The sequence below is a fragment of the Aliiroseovarius zhejiangensis genome, from assembly GCF_014656375.1.
Lineage (GTDB): Bacteria > Pseudomonadota > Alphaproteobacteria > Rhodobacterales > Rhodobacteraceae > Aliiroseovarius > Aliiroseovarius zhejiangensis.
The window spans coordinates 204825-230097 of the sequence record NZ_BNCH01000004.1; the positions used below are offsets into that span (position 1 = coordinate 204825).

At 60.9% G+C, this 25273-nt stretch carries 29 protein-coding genes and 1 other RNA gene; 12 read left to right on the forward strand and 18 right to left on the reverse strand.

Going from position 1 to position 25273, the window contains the following annotated elements; genetic code table 11:
* The first annotated feature begins 7 nt into the window (after positions 1 to 7).
* On the forward strand, positions 8 to 979 hold the full coding sequence (locus IE188_RS10900) for an NADPH:quinone oxidoreductase family protein (protein WP_191286521.1): 972 nt from the start codon (positions 8 to 10) through the stop codon (positions 977 to 979).
* On the opposite strand, the gene IE188_RS10905 is transcribed toward IE188_RS10900, so the two are convergent.
* On the reverse strand, positions 976 to 1830 hold the full coding sequence (locus IE188_RS10905; RefSeq protein ID WP_191286522.1) for a LysR family transcriptional regulator: 855 nt from the start codon (positions 1828 to 1830) through the stop codon (positions 976 to 978). The two genes, IE188_RS10900 and IE188_RS10905, sit on opposite strands and share 4 nt — an antisense overlap.
* Positions 1831 to 1954: 124 nt before the next feature.
* On the opposite strand from IE188_RS10905, the gene IE188_RS10910 reads away from it, so the two are divergent.
* The 3 genes from IE188_RS10910 to IE188_RS10920 all read left to right on the forward strand — a co-directional run bounded on the left by IE188_RS10910 (position 1955) and on the right by IE188_RS10920 (position 3831).
* Entirely contained in the window at positions 1955 to 2158 is a 204-nt protein-coding gene (locus IE188_RS10910; protein ID WP_191286523.1) for a DUF1127 domain-containing protein, read from the forward strand.
* A gap of 126 nt (positions 2159 to 2284) precedes the next feature.
* Complete coding sequence (locus tag IE188_RS10915) at positions 2285 to 3058, forward strand: Bax inhibitor-1/YccA family protein (protein WP_191286524.1); 774 nt, start codon at positions 2285 to 2287, stop codon at positions 3056 to 3058.
* A 68-nt stretch (positions 3059 to 3126) separates the two neighbouring features.
* The gene (locus IE188_RS10920; RefSeq protein WP_191286525.1) at positions 3127 to 3831 is read left to right on the forward strand and encodes an SGNH/GDSL hydrolase family protein; all 705 of its coding nucleotides are present in this window, start codon (positions 3127 to 3129) and stop codon (positions 3829 to 3831) included.
* A gap of 98 nt (positions 3832 to 3929) precedes the next feature.
* Here IE188_RS10920 and rpmG read toward each other — a convergent pair whose 3' ends face one another.
* The 6 genes from rpmG to gatC form a co-directional block, all read right to left on the reverse strand.
* Positions 3930 to 4097 carry a 50S ribosomal protein L33 gene (gene rpmG, locus IE188_RS10925; protein WP_008034579.1) on the reverse strand — a complete coding sequence of 56 codons (168 nt, stop codon included), beginning with the start codon at positions 4095 to 4097 and terminating at the stop codon, positions 3930 to 3932.
* A gap of 143 nt (positions 4098 to 4240) precedes the next feature.
* Positions 4241 to 4632: RNase P RNA component class A (rnpB, locus tag IE188_RS10930), an RNA gene on the reverse strand.
* 109 nt (positions 4633 to 4741) lie between these two features.
* Positions 4742 to 5410: an N-acetylmuramoyl-L-alanine amidase gene (locus IE188_RS10935; RefSeq protein ID WP_229836740.1), complete on the reverse strand. Its 669-nt coding sequence runs from the start codon at positions 5408 to 5410 to the stop codon at positions 4742 to 4744.
* Positions 5411 to 6181 (reverse strand): hypothetical protein, encoded by a 771-nt coding sequence (locus IE188_RS10940; protein WP_191286526.1) that lies wholly within the window; start codon positions 6179 to 6181, stop codon positions 5411 to 5413.
* A 42-nt stretch (positions 6182 to 6223) separates the two neighbouring features.
* Positions 6224 to 7705: an Asp-tRNA(Asn)/Glu-tRNA(Gln) amidotransferase subunit GatA gene (gatA, locus tag IE188_RS10945; RefSeq protein ID WP_191286527.1), complete on the reverse strand. Its 1482-nt coding sequence runs from the start codon at positions 7703 to 7705 to the stop codon at positions 6224 to 6226.
* Positions 7705 to 7992: an Asp-tRNA(Asn)/Glu-tRNA(Gln) amidotransferase subunit GatC gene (gatC, locus tag IE188_RS10950; protein WP_191286528.1), complete on the reverse strand. Its 288-nt coding sequence runs from the start codon at positions 7990 to 7992 to the stop codon at positions 7705 to 7707. Before gatC ends, gatA begins: the two co-directional genes overlap by 1 nt.
* Before the next feature lie 151 nt (positions 7993 to 8143).
* On the opposite strand from gatC, the gene IE188_RS10955 reads away from it, so the two are divergent.
* Positions 8144 to 8842, forward strand: a complete 699-nt coding sequence (locus IE188_RS10955) for a metal-dependent hydrolase (protein WP_191286529.1) — start codon at positions 8144 to 8146, stop codon at positions 8840 to 8842.
* Between the two features lie 3 nt (positions 8843 to 8845).
* On the opposite strand, the gene IE188_RS10960 is transcribed toward IE188_RS10955, so the two are convergent.
* Entirely contained in the window at positions 8846 to 9298 is a 453-nt protein-coding gene (locus IE188_RS10960; RefSeq protein WP_191286530.1) for a nucleoside deaminase, read from the reverse strand.
* A 71-nt stretch (positions 9299 to 9369) separates the two neighbouring features.
* Between IE188_RS10960 and IE188_RS10965 the strand changes: the two genes are divergently transcribed.
* Entirely contained in the window at positions 9370 to 10308 is a 939-nt protein-coding gene (locus IE188_RS10965; RefSeq protein WP_191286531.1) for a pseudouridine synthase, read from the forward strand.
* 12 nt (positions 10309 to 10320) lie between these two features.
* Here IE188_RS10965 and xseA read toward each other — a convergent pair whose 3' ends face one another.
* On the reverse strand, positions 10321 to 11823 hold the full coding sequence (gene xseA, locus IE188_RS10970) for an exodeoxyribonuclease VII large subunit (protein ID WP_191286532.1): 1503 nt from the start codon (positions 11821 to 11823) through the stop codon (positions 10321 to 10323).
* Between the two features lie 75 nt (positions 11824 to 11898).
* Here xseA and purD point away from each other — a divergent pair, with 75 nt between their 5' ends.
* Positions 11899 to 13161, forward strand: coding sequence for a phosphoribosylamine--glycine ligase (gene purD, locus IE188_RS10975; protein ID WP_191286533.1), 1263 nt, complete (start codon positions 11899 to 11901; stop codon positions 13159 to 13161).
* Here the strand turns inward: purD and IE188_RS10980 are convergent.
* The 5 genes from IE188_RS10980 to IE188_RS11000 all read right to left on the reverse strand — a co-directional run bounded on the left by IE188_RS10980 (position 13158) and on the right by IE188_RS11000 (position 17032).
* Positions 13158 to 13871: an FG-GAP repeat domain-containing protein gene (locus IE188_RS10980; RefSeq protein WP_191286534.1), complete on the reverse strand. Its 714-nt coding sequence runs from the start codon at positions 13869 to 13871 to the stop codon at positions 13158 to 13160. The genes purD and IE188_RS10980 overlap by 4 nt on opposite strands.
* A complete protein-coding gene (locus tag IE188_RS10985) occupies positions 13871 to 14194 on the reverse strand; it encodes a 2Fe-2S iron-sulfur cluster-binding protein (RefSeq protein WP_191286535.1) in 324 nt (107 codons plus the stop codon). The genes IE188_RS10980 and IE188_RS10985 overlap by 1 nt, the downstream gene beginning before the upstream one ends.
* A gap of 201 nt (positions 14195 to 14395) precedes the next feature.
* A complete protein-coding gene (locus IE188_RS10990) occupies positions 14396 to 14740 on the reverse strand; it encodes a hypothetical protein (protein ID WP_191286536.1) in 345 nt (114 codons plus the stop codon).
* A gap of 104 nt (positions 14741 to 14844) precedes the next feature.
* A complete protein-coding gene (locus IE188_RS10995; protein WP_191286537.1) occupies positions 14845 to 15714 on the reverse strand; it encodes a 50S ribosomal protein L11 methyltransferase in 870 nt (289 codons plus the stop codon).
* 82 nt (positions 15715 to 15796) lie between these two features.
* Positions 15797 to 17032, reverse strand: a complete 1236-nt coding sequence (locus IE188_RS11000; RefSeq protein WP_191286538.1) for an MFS transporter — start codon at positions 17030 to 17032, stop codon at positions 15797 to 15799.
* 134 nt (positions 17033 to 17166) lie between these two features.
* Here IE188_RS11000 and IE188_RS11005 point away from each other — a divergent pair, with 134 nt between their 5' ends.
* Complete coding sequence (locus IE188_RS11005; protein WP_191286539.1) at positions 17167 to 18234, forward strand: YeeE/YedE family protein; 1068 nt, start codon at positions 17167 to 17169, stop codon at positions 18232 to 18234.
* A 157-nt stretch (positions 18235 to 18391) separates the two neighbouring features.
* On the opposite strand, the gene IE188_RS11010 is transcribed toward IE188_RS11005, so the two are convergent.
* Positions 18392 to 20587: a primosomal protein N' gene (locus IE188_RS11010; RefSeq protein WP_191286540.1), complete on the reverse strand. Its 2196-nt coding sequence runs from the start codon at positions 20585 to 20587 to the stop codon at positions 18392 to 18394.
* Between the two features lie 102 nt (positions 20588 to 20689).
* Here IE188_RS11010 and fsa point away from each other — a divergent pair, with 102 nt between their 5' ends.
* The 4 genes from fsa to IE188_RS11030 all read left to right on the forward strand — a co-directional run bounded on the left by fsa (position 20690) and on the right by IE188_RS11030 (position 23884).
* On the forward strand, positions 20690 to 21343 hold the full coding sequence (gene fsa / locus IE188_RS11015) for a fructose-6-phosphate aldolase (protein ID WP_191286541.1): 654 nt from the start codon (positions 20690 to 20692) through the stop codon (positions 21341 to 21343).
* A gap of 141 nt (positions 21344 to 21484) precedes the next feature.
* Positions 21485 to 22192, forward strand: a complete 708-nt coding sequence (locus IE188_RS11020) for a DUF484 family protein (protein WP_191286542.1) — start codon at positions 21485 to 21487, stop codon at positions 22190 to 22192.
* Positions 22189 to 23124, forward strand: coding sequence for a tyrosine recombinase XerC (locus tag IE188_RS11025; RefSeq protein ID WP_229836741.1), 936 nt, complete (start codon positions 22189 to 22191; stop codon positions 23122 to 23124). The genes IE188_RS11020 and IE188_RS11025 overlap by 4 nt, the downstream gene beginning before the upstream one ends.
* Before the next feature lie 61 nt (positions 23125 to 23185).
* Positions 23186 to 23884: a CDP-alcohol phosphatidyltransferase family protein gene (locus IE188_RS11030; RefSeq protein WP_191286543.1), complete on the forward strand. Its 699-nt coding sequence runs from the start codon at positions 23186 to 23188 to the stop codon at positions 23882 to 23884.
* A 10-nt stretch (positions 23885 to 23894) separates the two neighbouring features.
* Here IE188_RS11030 and IE188_RS11035 read toward each other — a convergent pair whose 3' ends face one another.
* Genes IE188_RS11035 through pgsA form a run of 3 tightly spaced genes read right to left on the reverse strand, consistent with a single transcriptional unit; the run spans position 23895 to position 25261 of the window.
* A complete protein-coding gene (locus IE188_RS11035) occupies positions 23895 to 24344 on the reverse strand; it encodes a molybdenum cofactor biosynthesis protein MoaE (RefSeq protein WP_191286544.1) in 450 nt (149 codons plus the stop codon).
* Position 24345: 1 nt separating this feature from the next.
* Positions 24346 to 24594, reverse strand: coding sequence for a molybdopterin converting factor subunit 1 (gene moaD / locus IE188_RS11040; protein ID WP_191286545.1), 249 nt, complete (start codon positions 24592 to 24594; stop codon positions 24346 to 24348).
* Positions 24587 to 25261: a CDP-diacylglycerol--glycerol-3-phosphate 3-phosphatidyltransferase gene (pgsA, locus tag IE188_RS11045; protein WP_191286546.1), complete on the reverse strand. Its 675-nt coding sequence runs from the start codon at positions 25259 to 25261 to the stop codon at positions 24587 to 24589. The genes moaD and pgsA overlap by 8 nt, the downstream gene beginning before the upstream one ends.
* Positions 25262 to 25273 lie beyond the last annotated feature (12 nt).

A 25273-nucleotide genomic window follows, 5' to 3' on the forward strand; every position in this document is an offset into this window, starting at 1 on the left:
AGGCCGTATGAAAACCTTTCTTGTCACTGATTTCGACCACCCCGCACAGTTGACCGACATCCCCACTCCCACCCCGGCACAGGGGCAGGCCTTGGTGGACATTCGGGCCTGCGGCTTGAACTTCGCCGATCTTCTGATGACGAAAGGCAAGTATCAGGAGACCCCCACCCCACCCTTTTCACTTGGGATGGAGCCTGCAGGGATCGTCACCGCTCTTGGGCCGGACACGGACGGGCCGGCACCGGGTACACGGGTCGTCGCCTTTTCAGGGCAAGGCGGGTTGGCAGAGCAAGGCGTGTTCGATGCGGCCCGCTGCCTGCCCCTGCCTGACAACATGAGCTTTGAAGACGCAGCTGCCTTTCAGGTCGCCTATGGCACCAGCCACATGGCACTGGATTACAAGGCGCGTCTGCAACCGGGTGAAACTCTGGTCGTCTTGGGGGCCGCCGGTGGGGTTGGCCTGACCGCCGTCGAGGTGGGCAAGGTCATGGGCGCACGCGTCATCGCCTGCGCGCGCGGCGCGGACAAGCTGGAGGTCTGCCGCCGTGCGGGTGCGGATCACCTGATCGACACCGACACGCAGGACATCCGGAACGAGATCAAGGCGCTGGGTGGGGCAGACGTGGTCTATGACGCAATCGGTGGCGATCAATTCAACGCGGCCTTCCGTGCCTGCAACCCGGATGCCCGGATCCTGCTGATCGGATTTGCCAGTGGTGATCTGCCAGATGTGCGCCCCAACCACATGCTGGTCAAGAACATCACACTGATCGGGTTCTATTGGGGCGGCTATCTGGCCTTTCGGCCTGAACCGCTGATCGACAGCCTGCGACAATTGTTGGCGTGGTATGGCGAAGGCAAGATCAGGCCCCATGTCAGCCACACCCTGCCACTGGAGCGCGCGGACGAAGCACTGGACCTGCTCAGGCAACGCAAATCGACCGGTAAAGTCGTCGTCATCATGTCGCCATCGACCTAGAGCGCGGCGAAGGCGCGACGGATCATCGACAGAAGGTCCTGCATCGCCTGCCCGCCCGTATTGTTCGCCGCATACATATTCACGCGGGTCATTGCCAGGTCGGGCAGTGCTCCGCCATGGTCGATCTGCTCCAGAAATGGCTGGACGGTGCCATCAATCACGGCATGCACCGCAAGATCGGCAGACAACGAGGCTTCGATGGTGCGGGTCGAGTCGCCGTCCACGCCCATTTCCCATTGGATATTCGCGGCGTTCAACGCCTTTTGAACCCCTTTGCGAAAGATGCAGTTGCGTTCAAAGGCAAGGCGCAGGGGACGGGTGCGCCAGGCTTGTCCGTTTGGTGCCCCGACCCAGACCAGCGGCAGCTCGGCCAGGGTTTCCGCGCCTGCGTCCTTCTCTTCTTCGGTGGTCAGGGTAATGTCGCATTCGCCGCGCGCGAACATGGATTTCAGGCGGCTGGTATAAGACGAAATCAGTTGAACACGCATGCGCGGATATTCGGCGTGAAACTGCTTCAGAACCGAAGGGATTGCAGGATAAACCACATCGGACGGTACCCCCAATACGATTTCGCCCTCATAGGCGTGATCGGTCAGGCGGGAATAGACCTCGTCATTCAGACGCATCATGCGACGGGCATAACCCAGAAGCTGTTCACCATCGGCCGTCAGCGACACCCCACGCCCCGACCGATCCAGCAGCGGGCGACCCAGATTATCCTCGAGCCGCTTCAGCTGCATCGACACGGCGGACTGGGTCAAATGCAACAGGCCCGCCGCCCGCGTCACACCGCCCGCATCCGCCACGGTGACAAAACTGCGCAGGGCTGTCAGGTCAAGATTTCGGGGCATATCACACCTCTTGATATATGAACGCAAAAACATTCATTTTACTTATTTATCGGGAAACAGCATAACCATCACGAGCGGTGATGCAACGCCGTTAAATCATGTATTTCAGCGAAGGAGAGGCGAGATGTCTGCTGTAATCTGCACCAATACCCCCACCGTGAAGCGCTCGTTTTCGCCGCTGTCCTGGCTGATTCATGCGTTCGAGGTCCAACGCGAGCGCCGTGCCCTGGCCGATCTGGACGCGAACATGCTGAAAGATATCGGTCTGACACCGGATGCGGCATATCGCGAAGCGCATCGTCCGCTTTGGGATATTCCGACCAACTGACCGGATACCTGATCTTTCTGATCAAGCTCTTCTATTCCTCTTGAAATGCAGCCCGCCCTTGCCGATATTAAGGCCAAGGGCGGTTTCCGTTTGGGGCTCGCCAGTTGTGATTTTCTGGAGGTCTAAATGGCTCAATATGATACGGTTCGCGCAGGTGTAGGCACCCGCGCCGCAATCGACGAAGGGCTTCGCGCCCACATGAACAAGGTCTATGGGCTGATGTCCGTGGGCCTTCTGATCACGGCGTTGGCAAGCTGGGCCATTGCCGGTCTTGCTGTAACGACGGATCCCACAGGTGCGACCGTCGCCATCAGCGAAGGTAAGTATCTGACCGGTTTGGGCGAAGCGATCTATCTGTCGCCGCTGAAATGGGTTGTCATGTTTGCCCCGTTGGCGATGGTCTTTGCCTTCGGCGCTGCGATCAACCGCCTGTCCGCCTCTGGCGCACAGTTGTTTTTCTATGCCTTTGCCACGCTGATGGGTCTGTCGATCAGCTCGATCTTCCTGGTGTTCACCGGCGTGTCGATCGTTCAAACCTTCCTGATCACCGCCATCGCCTTTGCGGGTCTGAGCCTTTACGGCTACACCACCAAGCGTGACCTTGGCCCGATGGGGGCGTTCCTGATCATGGGTCTGATTGGTCTGATCGTCGCCTCGATCGTGAACATCTTTGTCGGAAGCTCGATGCTTCACTTCGCGATCTCGGTGATCGGTGTGCTGATCTTTGCCGGTCTGACAGCCTATGACACGCAGAAGATCAAGACCGACTACATTGCCCACGCTCAGGCAATGGACAGCGAATGGCTGGCGAAATCCGCGATCATGGGGGCATTGAACCTGTATCTGGACTTCATCAACCTGTTCATGTTCCTGCTGCAATTCCTGGGCAATCGTGAGTAATCTCTGACTCATACGACCAATGGGCCGGTCAACATGACCGGCCCTTTTTAGTTACACACATACGCCCCATGAACCGCCATTTCGAGACCATCATCAAGCTCGTGCTCAGCCCGTATCTGGCAGCACAAGCCTTGAAAGTTCGCAAAATGGCGAAGATCCTGCCGGACCCGCCCGGGCATCGGAGCGGAGAGACAGGCACCGGACCAAACCTGACCCTGATGATCGTTGGCGACAGTTCGGCGTCAGGTGTCGGTGCGCCGCACCAATCCCTGGCCCTGTCCGGACAGATGGTGCATGTTCTGGGCGGCTCATACCATGTAAAATGGCGCGTCATGGCGCGGTCGGGCGCCACCTCCTGCACCGTGCGGCCGATACTGAAATCGCAGGATCCGCAAAAGACCGATGTGGCGCTTGTGGTTCTGGGGGTTAACGATGTGACCAGCCAGATGCCGCTAAACCGTGTTCTGTCCTGCCGCGCCGAGCTTTACACCATGCTGTTCGAAAGCTGGCAGGCGAAACGCGTCATTGCCACCGGCGTACCTCCGATTGACAAGTTTCCACTTCTGCCCAACCCGTTGCGATGGGTTCTGGGCCTGCAAGCGCGCCGTTTTGACAAGGCGCTTGCCGAACAGGCCGGATCCATGGGGGTGGAGTACATGCCGTTCGACGTGCCATTGACACCCGAGATGATGGCCGAGGATGGCTTCCACCCCGGCCCGAATGCCTATGCCTTGCTGGGACACACGGTGGCAACGCAAATCATGCATCGCTGACGCCCGCGGTCGCACTACGCCCCATCCCAGCATACAGGAACAACAAAAAAAGGCCGCGCATTCCGGCGCGGCCCCTTTTCGTTCAAGGTCACAAGATCTTACTTGATCTTGCCTTCCTTATACTCAACGTGCTTGCGTACAACCGGGTCGTATTTCTTCACGACCATCTTCTCGGTCATGGTGCGAGCGTTTTTCTTGGTCACATAGAAGTGGCCGGTATCCGCAGTCGAGTTCAGGCGGATTTTAATCGTGGTCGGCTTCGCCATGTCGTCAGCTCCTCATCGGGTGGGCGCACCCCGCCCGGGTAAATCTCTGGAACCCGCCTTTTAGCGCCATTGGCCCCCGAGTCAACAGGCAATCGGCAAAATTGCACCTGTTCTGCAGGGCGTCGCCACAGGCGGCGGAAAAGATGCGCGGATGGCCTGTAAGCCGGATTCTGTCCGGGTGTTGCCACCCTGGATGACCATTCCTCTAGGATGCCTGTTACCAGGCACCTCAAGCTGCCAACCCGGACCTGCTCGGGACAAGACGCCCCTGGGGTTGCCCCCGCGCGATCCCTATTTGGCATTGCTCCTGGTGGGGCTTGCCGTGCCGCCCTTGTTGCCAAGCGCGCGGTGGGCTCTTACCCCACCGTTTCACCGTGACCCGCGACAGGCGCGGGCCGTCTGTTTTCTGTGGCGCTTTCCCTCGGGTTTCCCCGGCCGGGCATTACCCGGCACCATTGCCTTGTGGAGTCCGGACTTTCCTCGCGTCACGCAGGGGCACGCCCCTCCAGTCACCCGCGGTCATCCAGCCATCCGCGCAACGCCGGAGTTAGAGAAGCGCAGCCAACGCGTCAAGAGAGCGACGGCGGAAGGGGCGCTGCCCCCGTATGAATTTCCGGCCGAAACTTATGCTCCCCCGGGATGTTTTACACAAGAAAATGCGAAACGTCGGGAAGGGCCGCGAAATCCTCTTTTGACAAAGGGCCGTTGCCCCACGGGCGGTGACGCAGGCGCACGGCGGTGAGCAGCGCGGTGTCGTCGATGTCGGTTGGATAGCCCAGCTTGGCTGCGCAGCTGCGGAAGGTTTCGATTGCGAGGTCGTCAATCGGTTCAGACCTGCCCGAGCGTGCAACAAGCCCCTGTCGCGCCAGGCGCGCCCAGTCAAAGCGCGGGCCGGGATCTGCTTTGCGCCCCGGAGCCATATCGCTGTGACCAATGATGCCCTCGGGCGCAATGTTCCATCTCTGCATGATCTCGGGCAACACGGTTTCAAGCGTCGACATCTGCGGCTCTGAAAAAGGTGAGGCACCGTCATTGTCCATTTCGATGCCGATCGAACGGGAGTTGATGTCATCCATCCCCCCCCAAGTCCCTGCACCCGCATGCCACGCCCGCATGTCCTCATCCACAAGTTGGAACACCCGCCCATCGCGATGCAGGAAATAATGCGCCGAGACTTCGTGTTCCGGCGCGCACAGCCTATCCAGTGCCTTGGCGGGATCCGGCATGGCGGTATAGTGCAGAACGATCAGTGTTGGCGTAAGCCCGTCCCGTCGCGGGCCGAAATTCGGGGACGGACGGGACGTGATCTGCACTTATTCGCTCGCGATGGTTTCGTCCGAGATGTTCATTGTATCGCCCGGAAGCGGGGCCGGATCGGGCAGGACCGTCGTATCGGACGGCGCCGTCGTGCCCGATGTGCCGTCGGTCGTAATGCCAACAGCCTCCAGGTCGGCTTTGCTGATCCCTGAATCCTCGACCACCGTTTCTTCCGCGACCGCACCGCGAGCCGTTCGGAACGGGGCTGGATCCCAGCCGCAGGCAAATCCGTCGCCATCCGGATCCAACCCGTGCCGGTCGCGATTCGGGCCACCGGCCTCAAGAAACGCGATCTGCGCGAAATCGGCCGAGGTATAACGGGCGCAATTGCGCTCTGCCCGCGCCTCGCCCGACAAGGCCGAGCGAGAATAGATCGACTGTCCCACAGTGTTGGAGGTCGACAAGGCATATTCCACCACAGACACATCAGTGCCATCGGGCCTGTCCGGCACGGCCACAACCTCGGCCTGCTGATAGGCCGCCTGATAATTCTCAATGCGTTCCGCGTCGCTTTCGATGCTTTCACGCGCCGCCACGGCGCTGAAATCCTGTTCATCCGAGATACCGGGCGCAGCGGCAGCGGTGCTGTCCTGACCCCCGTCAAGCGATTGACTGGTGACGGAACTGCCTTCGATCATCGCCGACAAGGGCGCGCCCGACACGGCCTCGGCGCGCGGCAGGGCGGTGTCCGGCGACCGGCTGTCGGGGGCATTGCTGACACAGGCCGACACCGTTGCAACGGCCATGAAACCTACAAGATAACGCATGAAACCCTCTTTCTGGCGGGCGGATTGATTAACCCGCCCGCGTTACCACCATTTTTGCGGCTTTGCCACAAATCCTGCACGTGCTTCGACCTCGTGAGCGATATTCAGCAAATCGCCCTCTTCCCACGGACGCCCGATCAGTTGCAGCCCCAGCGGCAGGCCCTGCGCGTCCAGCCCGGCAGGAACCGAGATGCCCGGCAGCCCGGCAAGGTTCACAGTCACGGTGAAGACATCGTTCAGATACATCTTGACCGGATCGGCATTCTCCATCTCGCCCAACCCGAAGGCGGCGGAGGGCGTAGCAGGCGTCAGAATCGCGTCGATCCCTTGCGCGAACACGTCATCAAAGTCTTTCTTGATCAGCGCGCGGACCTTGCGGGCGCGGTTGTAATAGGCGTCATAGAACCCAGCCGACAAAACGTAAGTGCCAACCATCACGCGGCGTTGCACCTCGTCACCGAAGCCTTCGGCGCGGGTCTTTTCATACATCTCGTTGATACCATCGCCCTGCCCCAGCTTGGCGCGGTGGCCATAGCGCACACCGTCATAACGGGCGAGGTTCGACGACGCCTCGGCCGGTGCGATCACGTAATAGGCTGGCAGCGCGTATTTCGTGTGCGGCAACGAGATATCGACCATTTCGGCCCCCGCATCGCGCAGCATGTCGGCGCCTTTGGCCCAAAGGGCTTCGATCTCGTCTGGCATCCCGTCCATGCGGTATTCCTTGGGGATGCCAATTTTCTTGCCCTTGATGTCGCCGGTCAGCATTGCCTCGAAGTTCGGCACGGGCAGGTCGGCGCTGGTCGAATCTTTCATGTCATGGCCGCACATGGCCTCCAGCATGATCGCCGCGTCGCGCACCGATTTGGTCATCGGTCCTGCCTGATCCAGCGAGGACGCGAAGGCCACCACGCCCCAGCGCGAACAGCGGCCATAGGTCGGCTTGATCCCCGTGATGCCGGTGAAGGCCGCTGGCTGGCGGATTGACCCACCGGTATCGGTGCCGGTCGCGGCAAGGCACAGGTCAGCGGCCACCGCAGACGCAGACCCACCGGACGACCCGCCCGGTGTCAACTTGCGGTCATCAACCTTCCACGGGTTCACCGCATTGCCATAAACCGATGTTTCGTTCGACGAGCCCATGGCAAATTCGTCCATGTTCAGCTTGCCCAGCATGACGGCGCCATTGTCCAGCAGGTTCTGGCTGACGGTCGATTCGTATTCCGGGACGAAGCCTTCAAGGATGCGCGAGCCTGCCTGCGACGCCACGCCCTTGGTGCAGAACAGATCCTTGATGCCCAGGGGAATGCCGCACATATCCGGCGCGTCGCCTGCCTTGATGCGCGCATCCGCCGCCTTGGCCTGTTCGCGCGCCAGATCGGGGGTGTTGTGGACAAACGCGCCCAGCGCACCCGCGCCTTCAATCTCGGTCAGGCACGCCTCGGTCAACTCTGCCGAGGTCAGATCGCCCTTGCGCATCGCATCGCGGGCCTCGGCGATTGTCAGTTTGTTCAGCTCAGCCATTATTCCACCACCTTCGGCACCGCAAAGAAGCCTTCGCGCGCATCCGGCGCGTTGGACAAAACCTTCTCGGGCATATTGCCATCCGTCACCACATCCTCACGCCGCTTCAGACGCATCGGCGTGACCGAAGTCATGGGCTCGACGCCCTCGACATCCACCTCGTTCAACTGCTCGATAAATCCGAGGATCGCGTTGAAGTTTTCGGCAAGCTCCGGCAAGCGGTCGTCTTCGACCTTGATGCGGGCCAGATGCGCAACCTTGCGCGCGGTTTCAATGTCGATCGACATGGGGTGCTCCCGTCTGTGTTTCGCCAGATCGTTTAGCGCGCGCCCGCCCTGCCCGCAAGCCATGCCCTTGGGGTTGCGGCACTGGCCCACGGGTGACAGGCGCGGTTTTGCTGTTACTCTGATCCCAAATTATGAAAAAGGGAGGCTTTCCATGAAAATCACGTTCCTTGGGCATTCCGGCTTTCGGATCGAAATCGAAGGCGCCGTTCTTCTTGTCGATCCCTGGCTGATCGGCAACCCGATGTTTCCCGAAGACCGCCGGGACGAGGCGACCGAGGGCGCGACCCATATATTGATCACGCACGGGCATGGGGATCACGCGTCGTCATCGCTTTCGATTGCGCGCGAAAAGGGCATTCCCATCGCCGCGATCCACGAGCTTGCCACCTTCTGGGGCAACGAGGACGGGATTGAGACTTTGGGCTTTGGCAAGGGTGGCACCATCGACCTGAACGGGGCGAAGGTGACGATGGTGAACGCCTCACATTCATCGACCCTCGACCATTTGGGCGACAATCGCCTTTTACATGCGGGTTCTGAAGCGGGGTTCATGATCGCGGGCGAGGGTCATGTCATTTACGTCTCTGGCGACACTGACATCATGGCGGATATGGAGTGGATGGGCGATCTGCACAAACCCGATATCGGCATACTGTGTGCGGGCGGCCATTACACGATGGACATGGCGCGGGCTGCCTATGCGGCGAAACGATATTTTGATTTCAAGACGGTGATTCCCTGCCACTACAAAACCTTCCCAATTCTGGCGCAGTCGGCGGAAGAGCTGATCAAGGCGTTGCCGGATGTGAACGTGATCGAACCAGAGGTCTTGAAGCCCATCACGATCTGATCTTCAACGCCGGGCGGCAAAGAAGTCTTTCAAGATACGCTCGGCCTCATCCGCGCCGATGCCATCATAGACCTCGGGGACATGGTGACATTGCGGATGAGTGAAGATGCGGGGGCCGTGGGCAACACCGCCTGATTTTGGGTCCGCCGCGCCATAATAGACCCGTCGAATACGCGCGGCGGATATGGCTGTGGCGCACATTGGACAGGGTTCCAACGTCACATAAAGATCGTGGTCCGGCAGACGTTCAGACCCGGCTTGCGCGCAGCCTTCGCGGATCACCAACACTTCGGCGTGGGCGGTGGGGTCGTTCAACTCGCGTGTCCGGTTGCCTGCAGCCGCGATGATTTCACCAGATGGCGACACCAGCACCGCCCCCACAGGAACCTCGCCCCGCGCGGCGGCGGCGCGGGCTTCGTCCATCGCGGCATCCATATGGCTTTTGAAACGGCTCATGCCCCCTTTTGCCTTGGACCTGCCCGCTTGCCAAGGCTTCCCCTTTGCCGCGCCGCGCGCTATGCGGGGGCATGACTGACAAGAAACGCCCCCCTGCGCGTAAATCCGCACAAACACCCGCCCCGAAAGCGCCAGACAGCGCGAAGGGCGACCGCATCGCCAAGGTGCTGGCCCGCGCCGGTGTCGCCAGCCGCCGCGAGGCCGAACGCATGATTGAAGCGGGCCGGGTGACGGTGAACGGCACGGTGATCGACAGCCCCGCCCTGAATGTCACGCCGCGTGATGAAATCCTGTTTGACGGCGCACCGCTGGCCGACCCCGAACCGCCGCGCATGTGGTTGTACTACAAACCCGTGGGTCTTGTGACGACGGAGCGGGATGAGAAAGGGCGCGACACGGTGTTCAACAACCTGCCCGACGACCTGCCCCGCGTGATGAGCGTCGGGCGGCTTGACCTGAACTCGGAAGGTCTGTTGCTCTTAACCAATGATGGCGAGGTGAAGCGCAAGCTGGAACTGCCCTCAACCGGGTGGTCGCGCAAATACCGCGTGCGTGTGAACGGGCGTCCGACCGAGGACACATTGGTACCGGTGCGCAAGGGCATCACCATCGACGGCGAGAAGTTTCAGCCAATGGCCGTGTCGCTGGACCGCCAACAGGGGGCAAACGCGTGGCTGACCGTCACTCTGCGCGAAGGCAAAAACCGCGAAGTCCGCCGCGCGATGGAGGCGGTGGGGCTGACCGTCAACCGCCTGCTTCGTGTCAGTTACGGCCCCTTCCAACTGGGCGAATTGAAACCCGGCGAGGTCGAGGAAATCCGTCCGCGCGTGGTGCGTGACCAATTGGGGCTGGAGGGCGCGAAGCCTGCGCCTGTGCGCAAACGGAACGAAATACCGCGCGGCAAGCATGGCAGCAAACCGGGCGCCAAGCCAGCCTACAAGGGAGGTCGACCCGGTGGCAAACGATCTGGCGGAAAACCGCAGGGGCGAGCGGGGCCGCGCAAAAGCTGACCCTGCGGCGCGCTAGAACAGCGATCCTTGATCCGGCGCGTCTTTCTTGGGCTTCGGCGTTCGGGCCGGTGCAGCAGGTTTTGCCGCCCCATCGCCGCTGACGGCCAACCGCCCATCGGCAAACTCAATCTCAAGCGCCTTGGCCTTCGCGGCGGCGGCTTGTGTTGTCACCACATCTCCATCGCCGCGCACCACGGCATAGCCACGCTTCAGTGTCTCGGTATAGCCCAGCGTCTGGCGCATCCGCTCAAGGCCAGACAGGCGGTCGCGGTGCGATTTGGTATTGGCACGAAAAGCGCGGTCCAGACGGTCGGACAGGTTTGCCGTCTCGGTGGTGCGGCGCTTGTTGGCGTCGGTGATGCGGTCCGGGTCCAGCCTCGCCGTGGCCATCTTCAACCGCTCGTGCATCGGCTGAAGCCGCGCGGTCAGCACACGCGGACGCAGACCGGCGGATGCCTCGGCCAGTTTCACCCGGCGCGATTGCGCGACATGGCGCAGGGCATTGGGCAACTTGTGGCTGGCCGTATCCAGACGTTGGCGCGGGTTATCCAACAATGCCTCGGGGCGGGGCAAGGCGCGGGCCAGGTCGCGCAATCGCTGGCCGCGTTGCATCAGCGCCTGTTCAAGCGAGCGGGTCAGGCGGGTGCCTTGTTCTTCGGTCCAGGCCAGCAACTCCAACCGCACCGGCACGGCATGTTCCGCTGCCGCTGTCGGCGTCGGTGCACGCAGGTCGGACACGAAGTCGATCAGCGTGGTGTCCGTTTCATGCCCAACAGCCGAGATCAGCGGAATGTCCGACGCAGCGGCGGCGCGCGCGACGATTTCCTCGTTGAAGCCCCACAAATCTTCGATCGAGCCACCACCACGCGCGACGATCAACAGATCAGGGCGGGGCAGCGCACCGCCCGACGACAACTGGTTGAACCCCTCAATCGCGGCAGCCACTTGTGGCGCGCAGGCCTCGCCCTGCACAGCGACAGGCCAGATCAACACCTTGCGCGGAAAGCGGTCTCGCAATCGGTGCAGAATATCGCGGATTACCGCCCCAGACGGCGAGGTCACGACCCCGATCACCTCGGGCAGGAAGGGCAGCTTTTTCTTGCGTTCGGGCGCAAAAAGCCCTTCCGCCGCCAGTGTTTTCTTGCGCTTTTCCAACATCGCCATCAACGCGCCTTCGCCCGCGACAACGACATCATCCACGTTGAGCTGATATTTCGACTGGCTGCCAAACGTGGTCAGCTTGCCGGTGACGATCACCTCCATCCCTTCCTCGGGACGGATCGACAAGCGGCTGACCTGCCCTTTCCAACTGACCGCGGCCAAGACAGACCGGTCATCCTTCACGTCGAAATACAGATGGCCCGAGCGCGCCAGCATCACCCGCCCGACCTCTCCGCGCACCCGCACACGGCCAAAGGCGCCTTCGATGGTTTTCTTAACGGCACCGGAAATTTCCGAAACGGTGAACTCGGGCGCGTTCTGGCCGGGGGTGGGGTCGTCAATCAGGTCGGACATGATGCCTCGGTTCTTGTGCATTGCTCCCCGCGACCTTAGAACGCCGGTGACAGAAGGCCAAGCGGGGGACGAGCCATGAACATCCTTATTCTGGGCAGCGGCGGGCGCGAACATGCGCTGGCATGGGCGGTGATGCAGAACCCGAAATGCGACCGGCTTGTCGTCGCACCCGGCAATGCTGGCATGGCGCAGATCGCCGAGTGCGCGGCGCTGGACATTGAGGACGGGGATGCGGTCGTCACCTTCGCACAGGAAAACAACATTGATTTCGTGATAGTCGGCCCGGAAGCCCCCTTGGCGGCAGGCGTTGCCGACCGCCTGCGCGAGGCCGGGATCAAGGTCTTCGGACCTTCTGCGGAAGCGGCGAAACTGGAGGCTTCGAAAAGCTTTACCAAGGAAATCTGCGATGCGGCGGGTGCACCGACAGCGGCCTATGCGCATTTCACCGATGCCGAGGCCGCGAAAGCCTATATCCGCGAACAAGGCGCTCCAATCGTGGTGAAGGCGGACGGGCTGGCCGCGGGTAAGGGCGTGATCGTCGGCATGGACGAGAAAACAGCGCTGGACGCCATTGACGATATGTTCGGTGGAGCATTTGGCGGCGCGGGCGCCGAAGTGGTGATCGAGGAGTTCATGGATGGCGAAGAGGCATCCTATTTCATCCTCTGCGATGGCAAGACCGCCCTGCCCATCGGCACCGCGCAGGACCACAAGCGGGTAGGCGATGGCGACACCGGGCTGAACACCGGCGGCATGGGCGCCTATTCCCCCGCCCCCGTCCTGACGGACGAGATCGCCGCCCGCGCCATGCGCGAAATCATCGAACCGACCGTGGCCGAAATGGCCAAGCGCGGCACGCCTTATCAGGGGGTGCTCTACGCAGGTTTCATGATCAAGGATGGGCAGGCGCGGCTGGTGGAATACAACGCCCGTTTCGGCGACCCGGAATGCCAGGTATTGATGATGCGTCTGGGCGCGCAGGCGTTGGACCTGATGCTGGCTTGTGCGGAAGAGCGGTTGGACGAGGCCCAGGTGAACTGGGCTGATGATCACGCGATCACGGTGGTGATGGCAGCCAATGGCTATCCCGGTGCCTATCAGAAGGGGTCGGTGATCAATGGGCTGGACGACCTACCCGAAGATTCACAGAACATGGTCTTTCACGCCGGCACAACGGAAGTCGATGGCAAGATCACGGCCACCGGCGGGCGCGTCCTGAACGTGACCGCGCGCGGCGACAGCCTGCAAGAGGCGCGCGACCGCGCCTATGCGATGATTGACAAGATCGACTGGCCCGAGGGGTTCAATCGCAAAGATATCGGCTGGCGGGCGCTTTAACAGCCAAGGCGCGCCGAAAGGCTGTCCGGCCCGGTATAGGGGCCGACATTGGTCAGTTTCAGCTCTCCGCCATCCAGACGGGTTTCAATGATCCGCGACCAGTTGGCGCTTGCGGTCACGATCACCGGGGCTGTGTCCATACAGTCGCGCACGCCACCCTCGATCACCGGGCTGCCAAACTTGTGATTAGTGACCCCCCCGACAGTGGCAAGATCGGTGAATCTATACCCTTCAGCACCAGGGTGGACCGTTACCAGCGTCAACCTGCGCGCCAAATGCGGGCGGTCGACAAAGGCGATCTCGTCCAACCCGTCACCATCGAAATCGGCAATCCCGGCAATGGCCAGCCAACGGTGACGCGTGCCAATCGGCGTGTTGGCACCGCGCAAGGACAGCTTACCATCCTGCCACCCATAGACGCGGATCATGGCGCCCACATCATCGCCGCTGAACACGGTCACAACCTCGGGCGCGCCGTCGCCATCGAATTCGTGCAGGCGCGGCCTTGTATCCTCGAACACGCCGCCCTTCACATGCACAAGCGCGTGTGCGCCATCGGCCAATGTCACTTCAAGCGCGCCATATTCACCACCGGGAACGGCCCCGTGACCATAACGATCGGTCGGGTCAACATAACGGGCCTGCGTGATCTGAGCCGCGGCGGGCGCGGCAAGGCAGCAGAATATCAGCGCCGCCCGCAGAGCCATCATCAGATCTGTTTTTCAGGCAGATGCACCACCAGCCCGTCAAGATCATCCGTGACCTTGAGCTGACAGGTCAGGCGCGAACGTTCGGAATCAGGCTCATAGGCGAAGTCCAGCATGTCTTCTTCCATCGCATCCTTCGCAGGCACCTTGTCGACCCATTCCGCATCGACATAAACGTGACAGGTCGAACAGGCGCAGGCACCGCCGCAATCCGCTTCGATCCCCGGCACGTTATTGTCACGCGCGCCTTCCATCACGGTCAAACCGTTTGCCACATCCACGACGTGCTGTGTTCCGTTATGCTCGATATAGGTGATCTTTGCCATCGGGCGCCTCCTGTTCATGCTCGGATCGTTCTAGACAAGGCAAATAGGCAAGGCCAAGAGGATTTGCCAGTCAAGACAGCCTGATGTTGTGGAAAATGTGGCTTTGCGTCGCAACGGCATCGCAACAGCGGTGTATCCACGTGAAACCAACCCGAAACGCATCGTTGCATCCGGGTCAGAATTGAGCAGTGATTTTCTGTGTCAGAACGGGTTGGACATGAACCCGGCAATGGCGGTGGTCACAGGATCGTCCTGCATGATCCACGCCCCGGCCTGTTCAATCATCGTCCCCTGTGCCAGTCGGTCAACGCGATCATTATAGTTGATCACACCAACCTGGCTGAACAGAAAGCCCTTGAACAACATGAAGCCGACAACCGTCAGGATCAGCCCCTTGACCGGAAACCCACGGCGCAGTTTGGGCTTGCTGGGCACCAAAAGCCCATCACGTTCGACCAGTTGAACATAACCTTGCGACAGTCGACGGTGCTGGCGGCTAATTCCGCGCACCCGTTTCTGAAAGTCTTGAACTTGTGCATCAGTCACTTTCAATACCCTCCCGAACAAATAAAATTAAAAATACACCCAGGTCAGAATATGGCAAAAAAGTGTTTCTGGCTAGAAATCTGTCAAATTTTCGGTGAAAAAGGCTAAGTTTTTTCAAGAACCAGTGTCGTCCAGTCAACAATTTCGGTGCGATCGACCAGATTGAACCCGTTTTGGATATAAACGGCGATCACTTCGTCCGCTTGCGGGTTCAGAATACCCGACAGAATCGCATAACCCTTGGTAGAAAGGTGTTTCGCCATATCCGGGGCCAGGCCGATCAGTGGACCTTTCAGAATATTGGCAAAGACCAGATCGAAGGGGGACGCTTCCTGAAGGGCGGGCGCGTTGAACCCGGCCGCTTCGACACAGTTGACACGTTCCTCCAGATTGTTGGCGGCGACATTCGCCTTGGCCACATCGACGGCCACCTGATCAATATCGCTGGCCAGGACCGGATTGGGCCAGACGCGCGCCGCCGCCATGGCCAAAACCGCGGTCCCGCAGCCAATATCGACAACGTTCTTTCCAACAAATCCCTGCTCCACCAACCTGTCCAGTGCCTTCAGGCAGCCCAGCGTGGTGCCGTGATGCCCGGTGCCGAAGGCCATCGCGGCCTCGATCAACAGGGCAATCTTTCCGTCCGGCACCTGATCGGCGTCATGGCTGCCGTGCACAAAGAACCGCCCCGCCTCGACCGGAGTCAGTTCACGGCGCACATGGGCGACCCAGTCGACCTCGGGCAATTGCGAAACGGTGAAATCCCTTGCGTTGTGCATCGCGGACAGAAGGGCCAGTCCGGCAGCGTCCGGTTCTTCGGTGAAATAGCCGCCGACCTCCCATATGCCGCTGCCATCCTCGACCTCGAACACCCCGACACCGGTCGGTTCGGGCGTCAATGCCTCCATCGCCACACCCAGGGCCTCGGCGGCGTCCTGGCCTTTCAGGGTGGTAAGAGCGGTCCATGTCGGCATGAGAGCATCCTTTCTGATGACACATTCGGCCTAGCGAGACGTGCGTGCCCGGTCAACCTCAACCAGCGCCACAAACGCCGGGCTATTCGGCCACCTGTGGCAGCGGGCGCGCAAACACCGTCTCGTTGCCCTTCGCGGGATGGCGCGGGATCAGAAGCGACAGCATCAAGGACACACAGGCCATGCCTGCGGCCAAGGCAAAGACACCGCCCGGCGACACGACCCACAGATACCCCAAAAGCGCGGGCAGAAAGACCGCCGCGATATGGTTGATGGTAAAGGCCACGGCGGCTGTCGGGGCAATATCCTGCGGGTCCGCAATCTTCTGGAAGTAGGTTTTCAATGCAAACGCCAGAGCAAAGAACAGGTGATCCAGCACGTAAAGCGCCGCCGCCAAAATTACCCCCCAGCCAAAGTAGTAGATACCGCCATAGGCCAGGAACACGCAGATCAGTCCCGTGTATTCAAAGACCAAAGCACGCCGCTCGCCCCACTTCGCAACTGCCTTCCCCATCAGGGGCGCAAAGAAGATATTGGCCAGATAGTTGATCAGGAACAGCGCCGTGACCTCGTGCACCTCGAACCCGAAGCGTTCCACCATCATGAATGCCGCAAACACAGTGAAGATCTGACGCCGCGCGCCGGACATGAATTGCAGGGCATAATACAGCCAGTAACGGCGGCGCAGCACGAACTGCTTCAGCTGCGGCTCCGGGCTTTCAAACTGAGGATAGGCAAAGAACGCAAACACCGCGATGGCCAGCGTCGTGCCGCCAGCGATCATATAGACAAGGTTGTAGCTCAGATCGAAGGTTTTCCAGGTCAGCACCAGCAAACCATAGCTGAGCAGCGCCGCCGCCGACCCGATGGACATGATCCAGCCCAGCATCTGGGGTGCGCGTTTCTTGTCGATCCACTGAAGCTGAAGCGACTGGTTGACCGTCTCGAAATAGTGGAACCCGATCGAAGACAACATCGTGACGGTCAGAATGCCGCCAAAACTCGGAAACCAGGCCGTGATCGCCGTCGCGGCCCCCAAAAGACCCAGCGCCACGATCCCCAACACCTGCTCACGAAACAACATCAGAAGGGCGATCACCCCGATGGCGAGAAACCCGGGGATCTCGCGCACCGTGTGCAACCAGCCGATCTCGACCCCGGTGAATCCTGCGGCCTCGATCACGAAGTTGTTCAAAAGCGCCGACCAGGTGAAGAATGCAATCGGCATCCCCGCCGCCATCAACATCAAAAGAAAGATGGGGCGCCGCCAGAACGGCAGGGTCCGGGCTTGGTCCAGGGTCAGGATCTGGTGTCTCATGCCCTCGCCTTACGCCTGTTTCCTCTGGTTGGCGAGATCAAAACGCATTCACCCAAGCGTATATGTTTATGATATATGTCAAGGCAGACACGGCGCACCTCCGGTATTCTGACCGCCATTCAATAGGAGACCACATGGACATCGTGCCCCTGATTGACCGTATCGGAGAAGCCCCGACAGCCGCGCTGTTCGGGTTAATCACCGGTATTGTCTTTGGCGTCGCGGCCCAACGGTCGCGGTTTTGCCTGCGCGCGGCCACGGTCGAGTTTGCCCGCCGCAGAATGGACAGCTCGGTCGCGGTGTGGCTGCTAACCTTTTCAACCGCGCTGGTCTGGGTGCAGGGCGCATCGCTTCTGGGCCTGATGCGGCCCGAAGATGCGCGCATGATGGCGGTGACCGGAACGTGGTCGGGCGCGGTGATCGGCGGGCTGATGTTTGGTGTCGGCATGGTGTTGGCGCGCGGCTGTTCAGGCCGACTGCTGGTGCTGGCCGCCACAGGCAACCTGCGATCTGTTGTGTCGGGACTGATCTTCGCGGTTGTCGCGCAGATGAGCCTGCACGGCTGGCTCGCCCCCACCCGCGACAAACTCGCCCGGCTGTGGATGACCGATGGCGGGACGAATGTGAACCTGATGAACGCACTGGGTGTTCCAAATTGGTCCGGGCTGGTGTTTGGCCTTCTGACCGCCGTGCTTGCCATCTATATCGCTCGCCGCTCTGGAATGGGTTATAAACGGCTGGTCTTCGGATCCGGCGTGGGCTTTGCCGTCGCGCTTGGCTGGGTGCTGACCTATCAACTGTCGCTGGCCGCATTCGAACCAGTGTCCGTCACCTCGGCCACCTTCTCGGGCCCGTCTGCGAATACGCTCATGTTCTTCCTGATCCCCGACCCGGTGCTGGAGTTCGACGTGGGGCTTGTGCCCGGTGTCGTCATCGGGGCCTTCGCCGCCAGTTGGCTGAACGGCGAGTTCAAGTTCCAGGGCTTCGAAGGCGAGGCGAACATGCGCCGCTCCATGTTCGGGGCTGTTCTGATGGGCTTCGGCGCGATGCTTGCCGGCGGCTGTGCGATCGGGGCAGGCGTCACCGGCACCTCGATCTTCGTCGGCACCGCTTGGCTGGCGTTGGTCTGCATGTGGATAGGCGCTGTGCTCACCGATGCGCTAGTGGACCAGCAGGGACCTGTGGGTGTGGCGGCGGAGTAAGGGGCGCTGCCCCTCGCCTTTTACAAGGCTCACCCCGGGATATTTGAGACAAGAAAAAGCAGGAAAGTCGCGCCTTTTTTCTTGTCTCAAATATCCTGGGGTGAATTGCCCCCAAAGGGGGCGAGAGGGGCAAGGCCCCTTCTTGCTGACATTTCTGTCAATAGAAACTCTGTGGATCAATATCCACGGACACGCGCATATCTCCTTTGATCTGGAACTGCGCAAGCCACCGTTTCAACGCGGCCTGAATGGGCGCTGTCTTTTCGGCTTTGACCAGAAGGCGCACACGGTGGCGGCCGCGCACGCGGGCGATGGGGGCCGGGGCGGGTCCGAAAAGTTGCGCCCCGATCTGGGTCAGCGGCTCGGACCTGCGGGCCATTTCCGCACCCAGGTCAAACACCGCCTGGATGTCCGGCGAGGACAGGACAATCCCGGCCAGACGCCCATAAGGCGGCACCCCGGCGGCTTGGCGTTCGCCTGCCTCGGCCTTCCAGAATTTCTCTTCCTCGCCCGCCAGGATCGCGCGGATCACGGGGTGTTCGGGCTGAAATGTCTGCAGCAACGCAACACCGGGTGTTTCCACCCGCCCGGCGCGCCCCGCGACCTGTCGGATCAGTTGAAAGGTGCGCTCTGCCGCGCGCAGGTCGGACCCTTGCAAGCCAAGATCGGCGTCGATCACCCCCACAAGCGTCAGCTTGGGGAAGTTGTGCCCCTTTGCCACCAGTTGCGTGCCGATGATGATGTCGGCACCCCCGTCCGCAATCAGTTCGATCTGTTCCTTCAGCGCACGGGCTGACCCGAACAAGTCCGACGACAGCACCGCGACGCGGGCGTCGGGGAAACTGGCCCGTACCTCTTCTGCCAACCGTTCCACGCCGGGACCGACCGGGGCCAGCTTACCCTCAACCTCGCAGTCCGGGCAGGCCTCGGGCATCGGTTTCGTCTCGCCGCATTGGTGACACACCAGTCGCTTCTGGAATCGGTGTTCCACCATCCGTGCGTCGCAGTGATCGCAACCGATCTGGTGCCCGCAGGCGCGACAGATGGTGACCGGCGCATAACCCCGGCGGTTGATGAACAAAAGCGACTGCTCGCCCTTGGACATCCGCAAGGTGACGGCGGCTTTCAACGTAGGAGAGATCCAGCTCTGCGAGGGCAAATCCTCTTGTCGCATATCAATCGCGCGCATGTCGGGCATGACGGCGGGGCCGTAGCGGCTGGTCAGGTCGATCCGTTTATATTTGCCCGCTTCGCAATTGGCCCAAGTTTCCAGTGATGGCGTGGCCGAGGCCAGCACCACTTGCGCATCACAGATCGAGGCCCTTAACACCGCCATATCGCGCGCGGAATACAGCACGCCGTCTTCCTGTTTGTAAGAACTGTCATGTTCCTCATCGACGATCACAAGCCCTAGATCTCGGAACGGCAGATAGAGCGCGGAGCGCGCACCCACGACAAGCGAGGCGTCCCCCTGCCCGACCATCCGCCAGCAGCGGCGGCGTTCGGTCATGGTAACGCCAGAATGCCATTCGGCGGGGCGCGCGCCGAAGCGTTCTTCGACACGCTTCAGGAACTCGGCGGTCAGGGCGATTTCAGGCAGCAGCACCAGCGCCTGACGGCCCTTGCGCAAACAGGCGGCGACGGCTTCCAGATACACCTCGGTCTTACCCGCGCCCGTGACGCCGCGCAAAAGCGTCGTGCCATAGCGGCCCGCGCGTACGCCGTCGGTCAGGTGTTTGGCGGCGGCGGCCTGTTCGTCGGTCAGCTCTTTACTGGGCAGGTCTGGGTCCAGCAGCGGATAGGGCACATCGCGGGGCGTATCTTCCTCGCGGATCGCGCCCAGCTTCACCAACCCTTTGACGACTGACCCACTGACCCCCGCCAGATCGGCAAGTTCCTTCTGCGTAAACCCAACGCCGGGCTGGTCCATCAGCACGTCCATCACTTTGGCACGGGCATCGGTCAGACGGTTCGGGCGATGACCCGACGCCTTCAGCACCTTCCGCATTGAAGGCGGGTCAGACAGGCCCGGCGCGCGGGTGGCAAGGCGCAGCATCTGGCTCATCGGTGTCAGGGTGTAATCACCCACACGGGTCAGAAACTCGGCCATCTCGGCGCGCATCGGGGCCACGTCCAGCACCCGGATCACGGCGCGCAATTTGGCCGCATCAAATTCGCCTTCACCCGGTCCCCACACCACACCCAGCACTTTACGCGGGCCAAGCGGCACCTCAACAAATGCACCCTGAACGCAACCCCCTTCGGGTGCGCGATAGGTAAGGATGCGGTCCAAGGGCTGCGCAGTCAGAACGCCAACGCGCGCGCCTTCCTGAAAGTGCTGAATATCGCTCATTTCGTCCAAATCCCCGTCATCGCGCGCACCATAGGGGCTTTCTGCCCGCGCGCCCATGGGGTATGAGAGCGCAAACGCTCAATAGCTGCAGGAGCCGCGCTTATGAAATTCTTTGCTGATTCCGCCGATATCGACGCCATCAAGGAACTGAACGACGTCGGGATGATCGACGGCGTAACCACCAACCCGTCGATCATCAAGAAATCGGGCCGTGACATTCTGGAAGTGACCAAGGAAATCTGCGACATCGTGGATGGTCCCGTGTCTGCCGAAGTCACCGCCATCGACGCCGACACCATGATCGCCGAAGGCCGCAAACTGGCCAAGATCGCCGACAACATCGCGGTCAAGGTGCCGCTGACATGGGATGGATTGAAGGCCTGCAAGACCCTGACCGACGAAGGCACCATGGTGAACGTGACGTTGTGCTTTTCGGCCAACCAGGCGCTTTTGGCCGCCAAGGCCGGGGCGACCTTCATTTCGCCTTTCATCGGACGTCTGGACGACATCAACCTCGATGGGTTGGAACTGATCGAGGACATTCGCACCATCTATGACAACTACGGGTTCGAAACGCAGATTTTGGCGGCCTCGATCCGGTCGGTCAACCATATGAAAGATTGTGCGCTGGTCGGGGCCGATGTGGCCACCGCGCCAACCTCGGTCATTCAGGCGATGGCCAAACACGTGCTGACCGACAAGGGGCTGGACGCCTTCCTGGCTGACATCAAGGCTGCGGGCATCAAGATCCTGTAAGCCATTTGCAGGAATCGCGACTGTTACGAGGGGGCCACGGCCCCCTTTTTCCTTGCCGAGAGCAGGAAAAAACCAACCACCTGACACGCGACTTGGTGTATCTTCATTCAAAACGACAAGAACAAGATACCGAGGCAGCAGATGAGCGTACCCGCGACGATTGATGAAGAATTGCGCGCGCATTTGATCGCGCAACCCGAAACCATTCTGGATGATCAGGACATTATGCGCGCCTTGATTGCCGCAAATGAACGATCCATGGGGGCCAATATCGTGGACCTGCGCGGCATCGCGATGGAGCGGCTTGAGGCGCGGCTGGACCGGTTGGAAGACACGCACCGCTCGGTCATCGCGGCGGCTTACAACAATATCTCGGGCATGAACCTGATCCACCGTGCGGTGCTGCGCATGCTGGATCCGGCAGACTTTGAGCTGTTCATGGCCGATCTGAGCGGCGAAGTGGCCGAGATCCTGCGCGTTGATTGCGTGCGCCTGGTTCTGGAAACCGAGCTTGGTCAGAAAAACAGTGCCGTTGAGCGGCTTGGCCCGGTCCTGTCCGTCGCCAATCCCGGTTTCGTGGATGAATATCTGGGCATGAGCGCCGAACAATCCTCGCGCCAGGTGTTTCTGCGGCAAATTCAGGAACAGGATGAGACGATTTATGGCGATACCGGCTTTTGGGTCCGGTCCGAGGCCTGCCTCCGTCTGGACCTGGGCGAAGGCCGCCTGCCCGGCATGCTGGTTCTGGGGGTCGAGGACGCACAGCAGTTCAAACCCGGTCAGGGCACTGACCTTCTGGCCTTCTTTGGTGGGGTCTTTGAACGTGCCATGCGCCGCTGGTTGTCGTGACCGCGAAAGACACATTGTCAATCTTTGGCGGGGCGCGGGATGCGCTGTCGGACTGGCTCGATCACATTCGCGCGCTGGACGGTGCCTCGGCGAACACGATCACCGCGTATCAAACCGATCTGACAGGATTTCTGGCCTTCATGGCCGGACATTTGGGCGGATCGGCCGGACGCGGTGGATTGGCGCGCGTCAGCCTGTCCGACATGCGGGCGTGGATGGCGCATGAGCGTGGGCGCGGCGTGGGCGCGCGATCCCTGGCCCGGTCCTTGTCGGCCGTCAAGAGCTTCTATCGCTGGCTCAGCGAACGGGATGACTTTGACGCATCGGCCGTTCTGTCGACCCGCAGCCCGAAATTCACCAAGAAACTGCCCCGCCCGCTGGTGCCTGATGCGGCGAAAGCGGTGATCGAAACGGCCGGGATGCAATCGAAACATGGCTGGGTCGGGGCGCGTGATATTGCCGTCGCGACGCTTCTCTATGGCTGCGGGTTGCGCATATCCGAGGCGCTTGGCCTGACCTGTGCCGACGCGCCTTTACCCGATGCCCTGCGCATCAAAGGCAAAGGGGGTAAGGAGCGCGTGGTGCCGGTTCTGCCCGCCGCACGTGACGCGGTGGAAACATATCGCCGCCTGTGTCCCCATCCCGAAACGCCCGATACGCCCCTGTTTCGCGGCGTGCGTGGCGGGGCACTTGGCCCGCGCATGGTGCAGAAGGTGATGGAGCAGGTTCGCCTGCAACTGGGCCTGCCGGCCACTGCCACACCCCATGCCATGCGCCACAGCTTCGCGACACATCTTCTGGCCGCCGGCGGCGACCTGCGCGCCATTCAGGAACTCTTGGGTCATGCCAGCTTGTCCACCACGCAGGCCTATACAACGGTCGACACGTCCCGGTTGATGGAAGTGTACCGTTCGGCCCACCCCCGCGCGTGACGCTGGCACCCAATCGCGGTTTGTCCTTTCCCCTCATGGCAATTTCCGTCACAAAGCGCGCATGACAGTTTCGACCAAAGCTCTTCTTGTCCACCTGCTGACCGCTACAGGTGCCGTCTTTGCGATGTTGGCCATGCTGGCCGCCGTGGACGAGGAATGGAGCCTGATGTTCCTCTGGCTTGTTGTCGCTTTCGGCGTCGATGGTATCGACGGACCATTGGCGCGGCGCTATGACGTGTCGGTCAACGCCCCGCAATATGACGGCGTGCTGATGGATTTGATCATCGACTATCTGACCTATGTGTTTATCCCGGCCTATGCGCTGTTCAAATCAGGGCTCATGCCGGGTTGGACCGGGTGGTTTGCCATCATCGTCATCACCTTCACCAGTGCGATCTATTTCGCGGACACACGGATGAAAACTAAGGACAACAGCTTTTCGGGTTTTCCGGGGTGCTGGAACATGCTGGTGATCGTCCTTTTCGCCACGCAACCGAATTTCTGGTTCATGCTTGCGCTGGTCACGGCGCTGGCCGTGGCGATGTTTTTGCCGCTGAAGTTTATCCACCCGGTCCGAACCGAACGCTGGCGCTGGATCAGCCTGCCTTGTGCCCTTGCCTGGACCTTCTTTGCCGGTTGGGCAGCCTGGGTCGATTTCCACCCGGAAAGCTGGGCGCATTGGGGGCTGGTCGTGACCTCGATCTATCTGCTGGCAGCAGGCATCGCCCAGCAGATCATTCCCGAACACGCTGCGGGTTAAGGCACGACGCCTACCTGGACCACCGCGTCAAGGCGTCTTCGTCATCCGCCTTGGCATCCACCCATCCCGTCGACCCGTCGCGCTGAAATTCCTTCTTCCAGAAGGGCGCGCGGGATTTCAGGTAGTCCATCAGGAACTCGGCCGCTTCGAAGGCTGCCACCCGATGACGCGCGGCCGTGGCGACCATCATGATCTGCGCACCGGGGCGCAGCGGGCCGAAGCGATGGATCACCAGACAATCGGCCAGAGACCAACGCGCCGTCGCCTCGTCAACGATGGCGCTGATCGCATTTTCGGTCATGCCGGGATAGTGCTCGATCTCCATCCGGTCCAGCGTTCCGGAATCGTCTCTCACGACCCCGGTGAAGCTGACCACAGCGCCGATATTCTTGCGGTCGTTTGCGAAATCCGAAAGTACGGTCCCCGGATCAAATGTGTCGGCTTGCACACGGACGGTCATATTAACCACCCGTCATCGGCGGAAAGAACGCCACCTCGCGCACGCCAGCAAGCGGCGCGTCGAAATCGGACAGTTCCTGATCCAGCGCCACGCGCAGGGCTGACAGATCCTTGAACGCTTCGGCATAACGCGGCTCGCGCGAACGCAACTCGTCCACCAGTCCTGCGACTGTGGTCGCCGTTGTTTCGACCTTTTCGCGCGGCTCGCCGATGCGCTCGCGCACCCAGGCGAAATACATGACCTCAACCATTGTCGGGCTCCTCTCGTAAAAACGGCATTGCCTTGCGGAAATAGTCCCACCCCGTGATCACCGTCAGCGCGCCGGCAATCCACAACAAGGTGATGCCAAGCCAGGCAGACCAACGCGCGGCGGCCTCATAGAACAACAATCCGATGTCATCGGAAATGGTGCCGTTGAATATGCCGTCGATGGTCGCCTGATCCATTCCCTGCATTCGGTCCAGAAGGCTGTGTTGGAAGATCCCGGTCGAAAACAGGACGGCGATGGCCACCATCTGCACAGTGGTCTTCCACTTTGCCAGATCGGTGACCTTCAAGGCACGCGCCTTGTCGCCCAAAGTCTCGCGCAGACCCGACACGAACACCTCGCGATAGATGATCAGCGCCGAGGGCAACAGGATCCACGGCGTCACCCCGGCATATCCATTGATGACCAGAAGCGCGATCAGCACCATCGCCTTGTCCGCAATCGGGTCCATCGCTGCGCCAAACAGGCTTTCCAGCTTCCATGCGCGGGCAAGATATCCATCAAGATAGTCGGTGATCGAGGCGACGATGAACAGGATCATCGCATACCAATCTGCCCAGGGACGCGCGAAATACAGAAACATCAGGGGCACCAGAGGTGCCGCGATCAGACGCGCGATGGTCAGGATGTTGGGCAGGTTCCATTTCATAGGTTTCTCCTT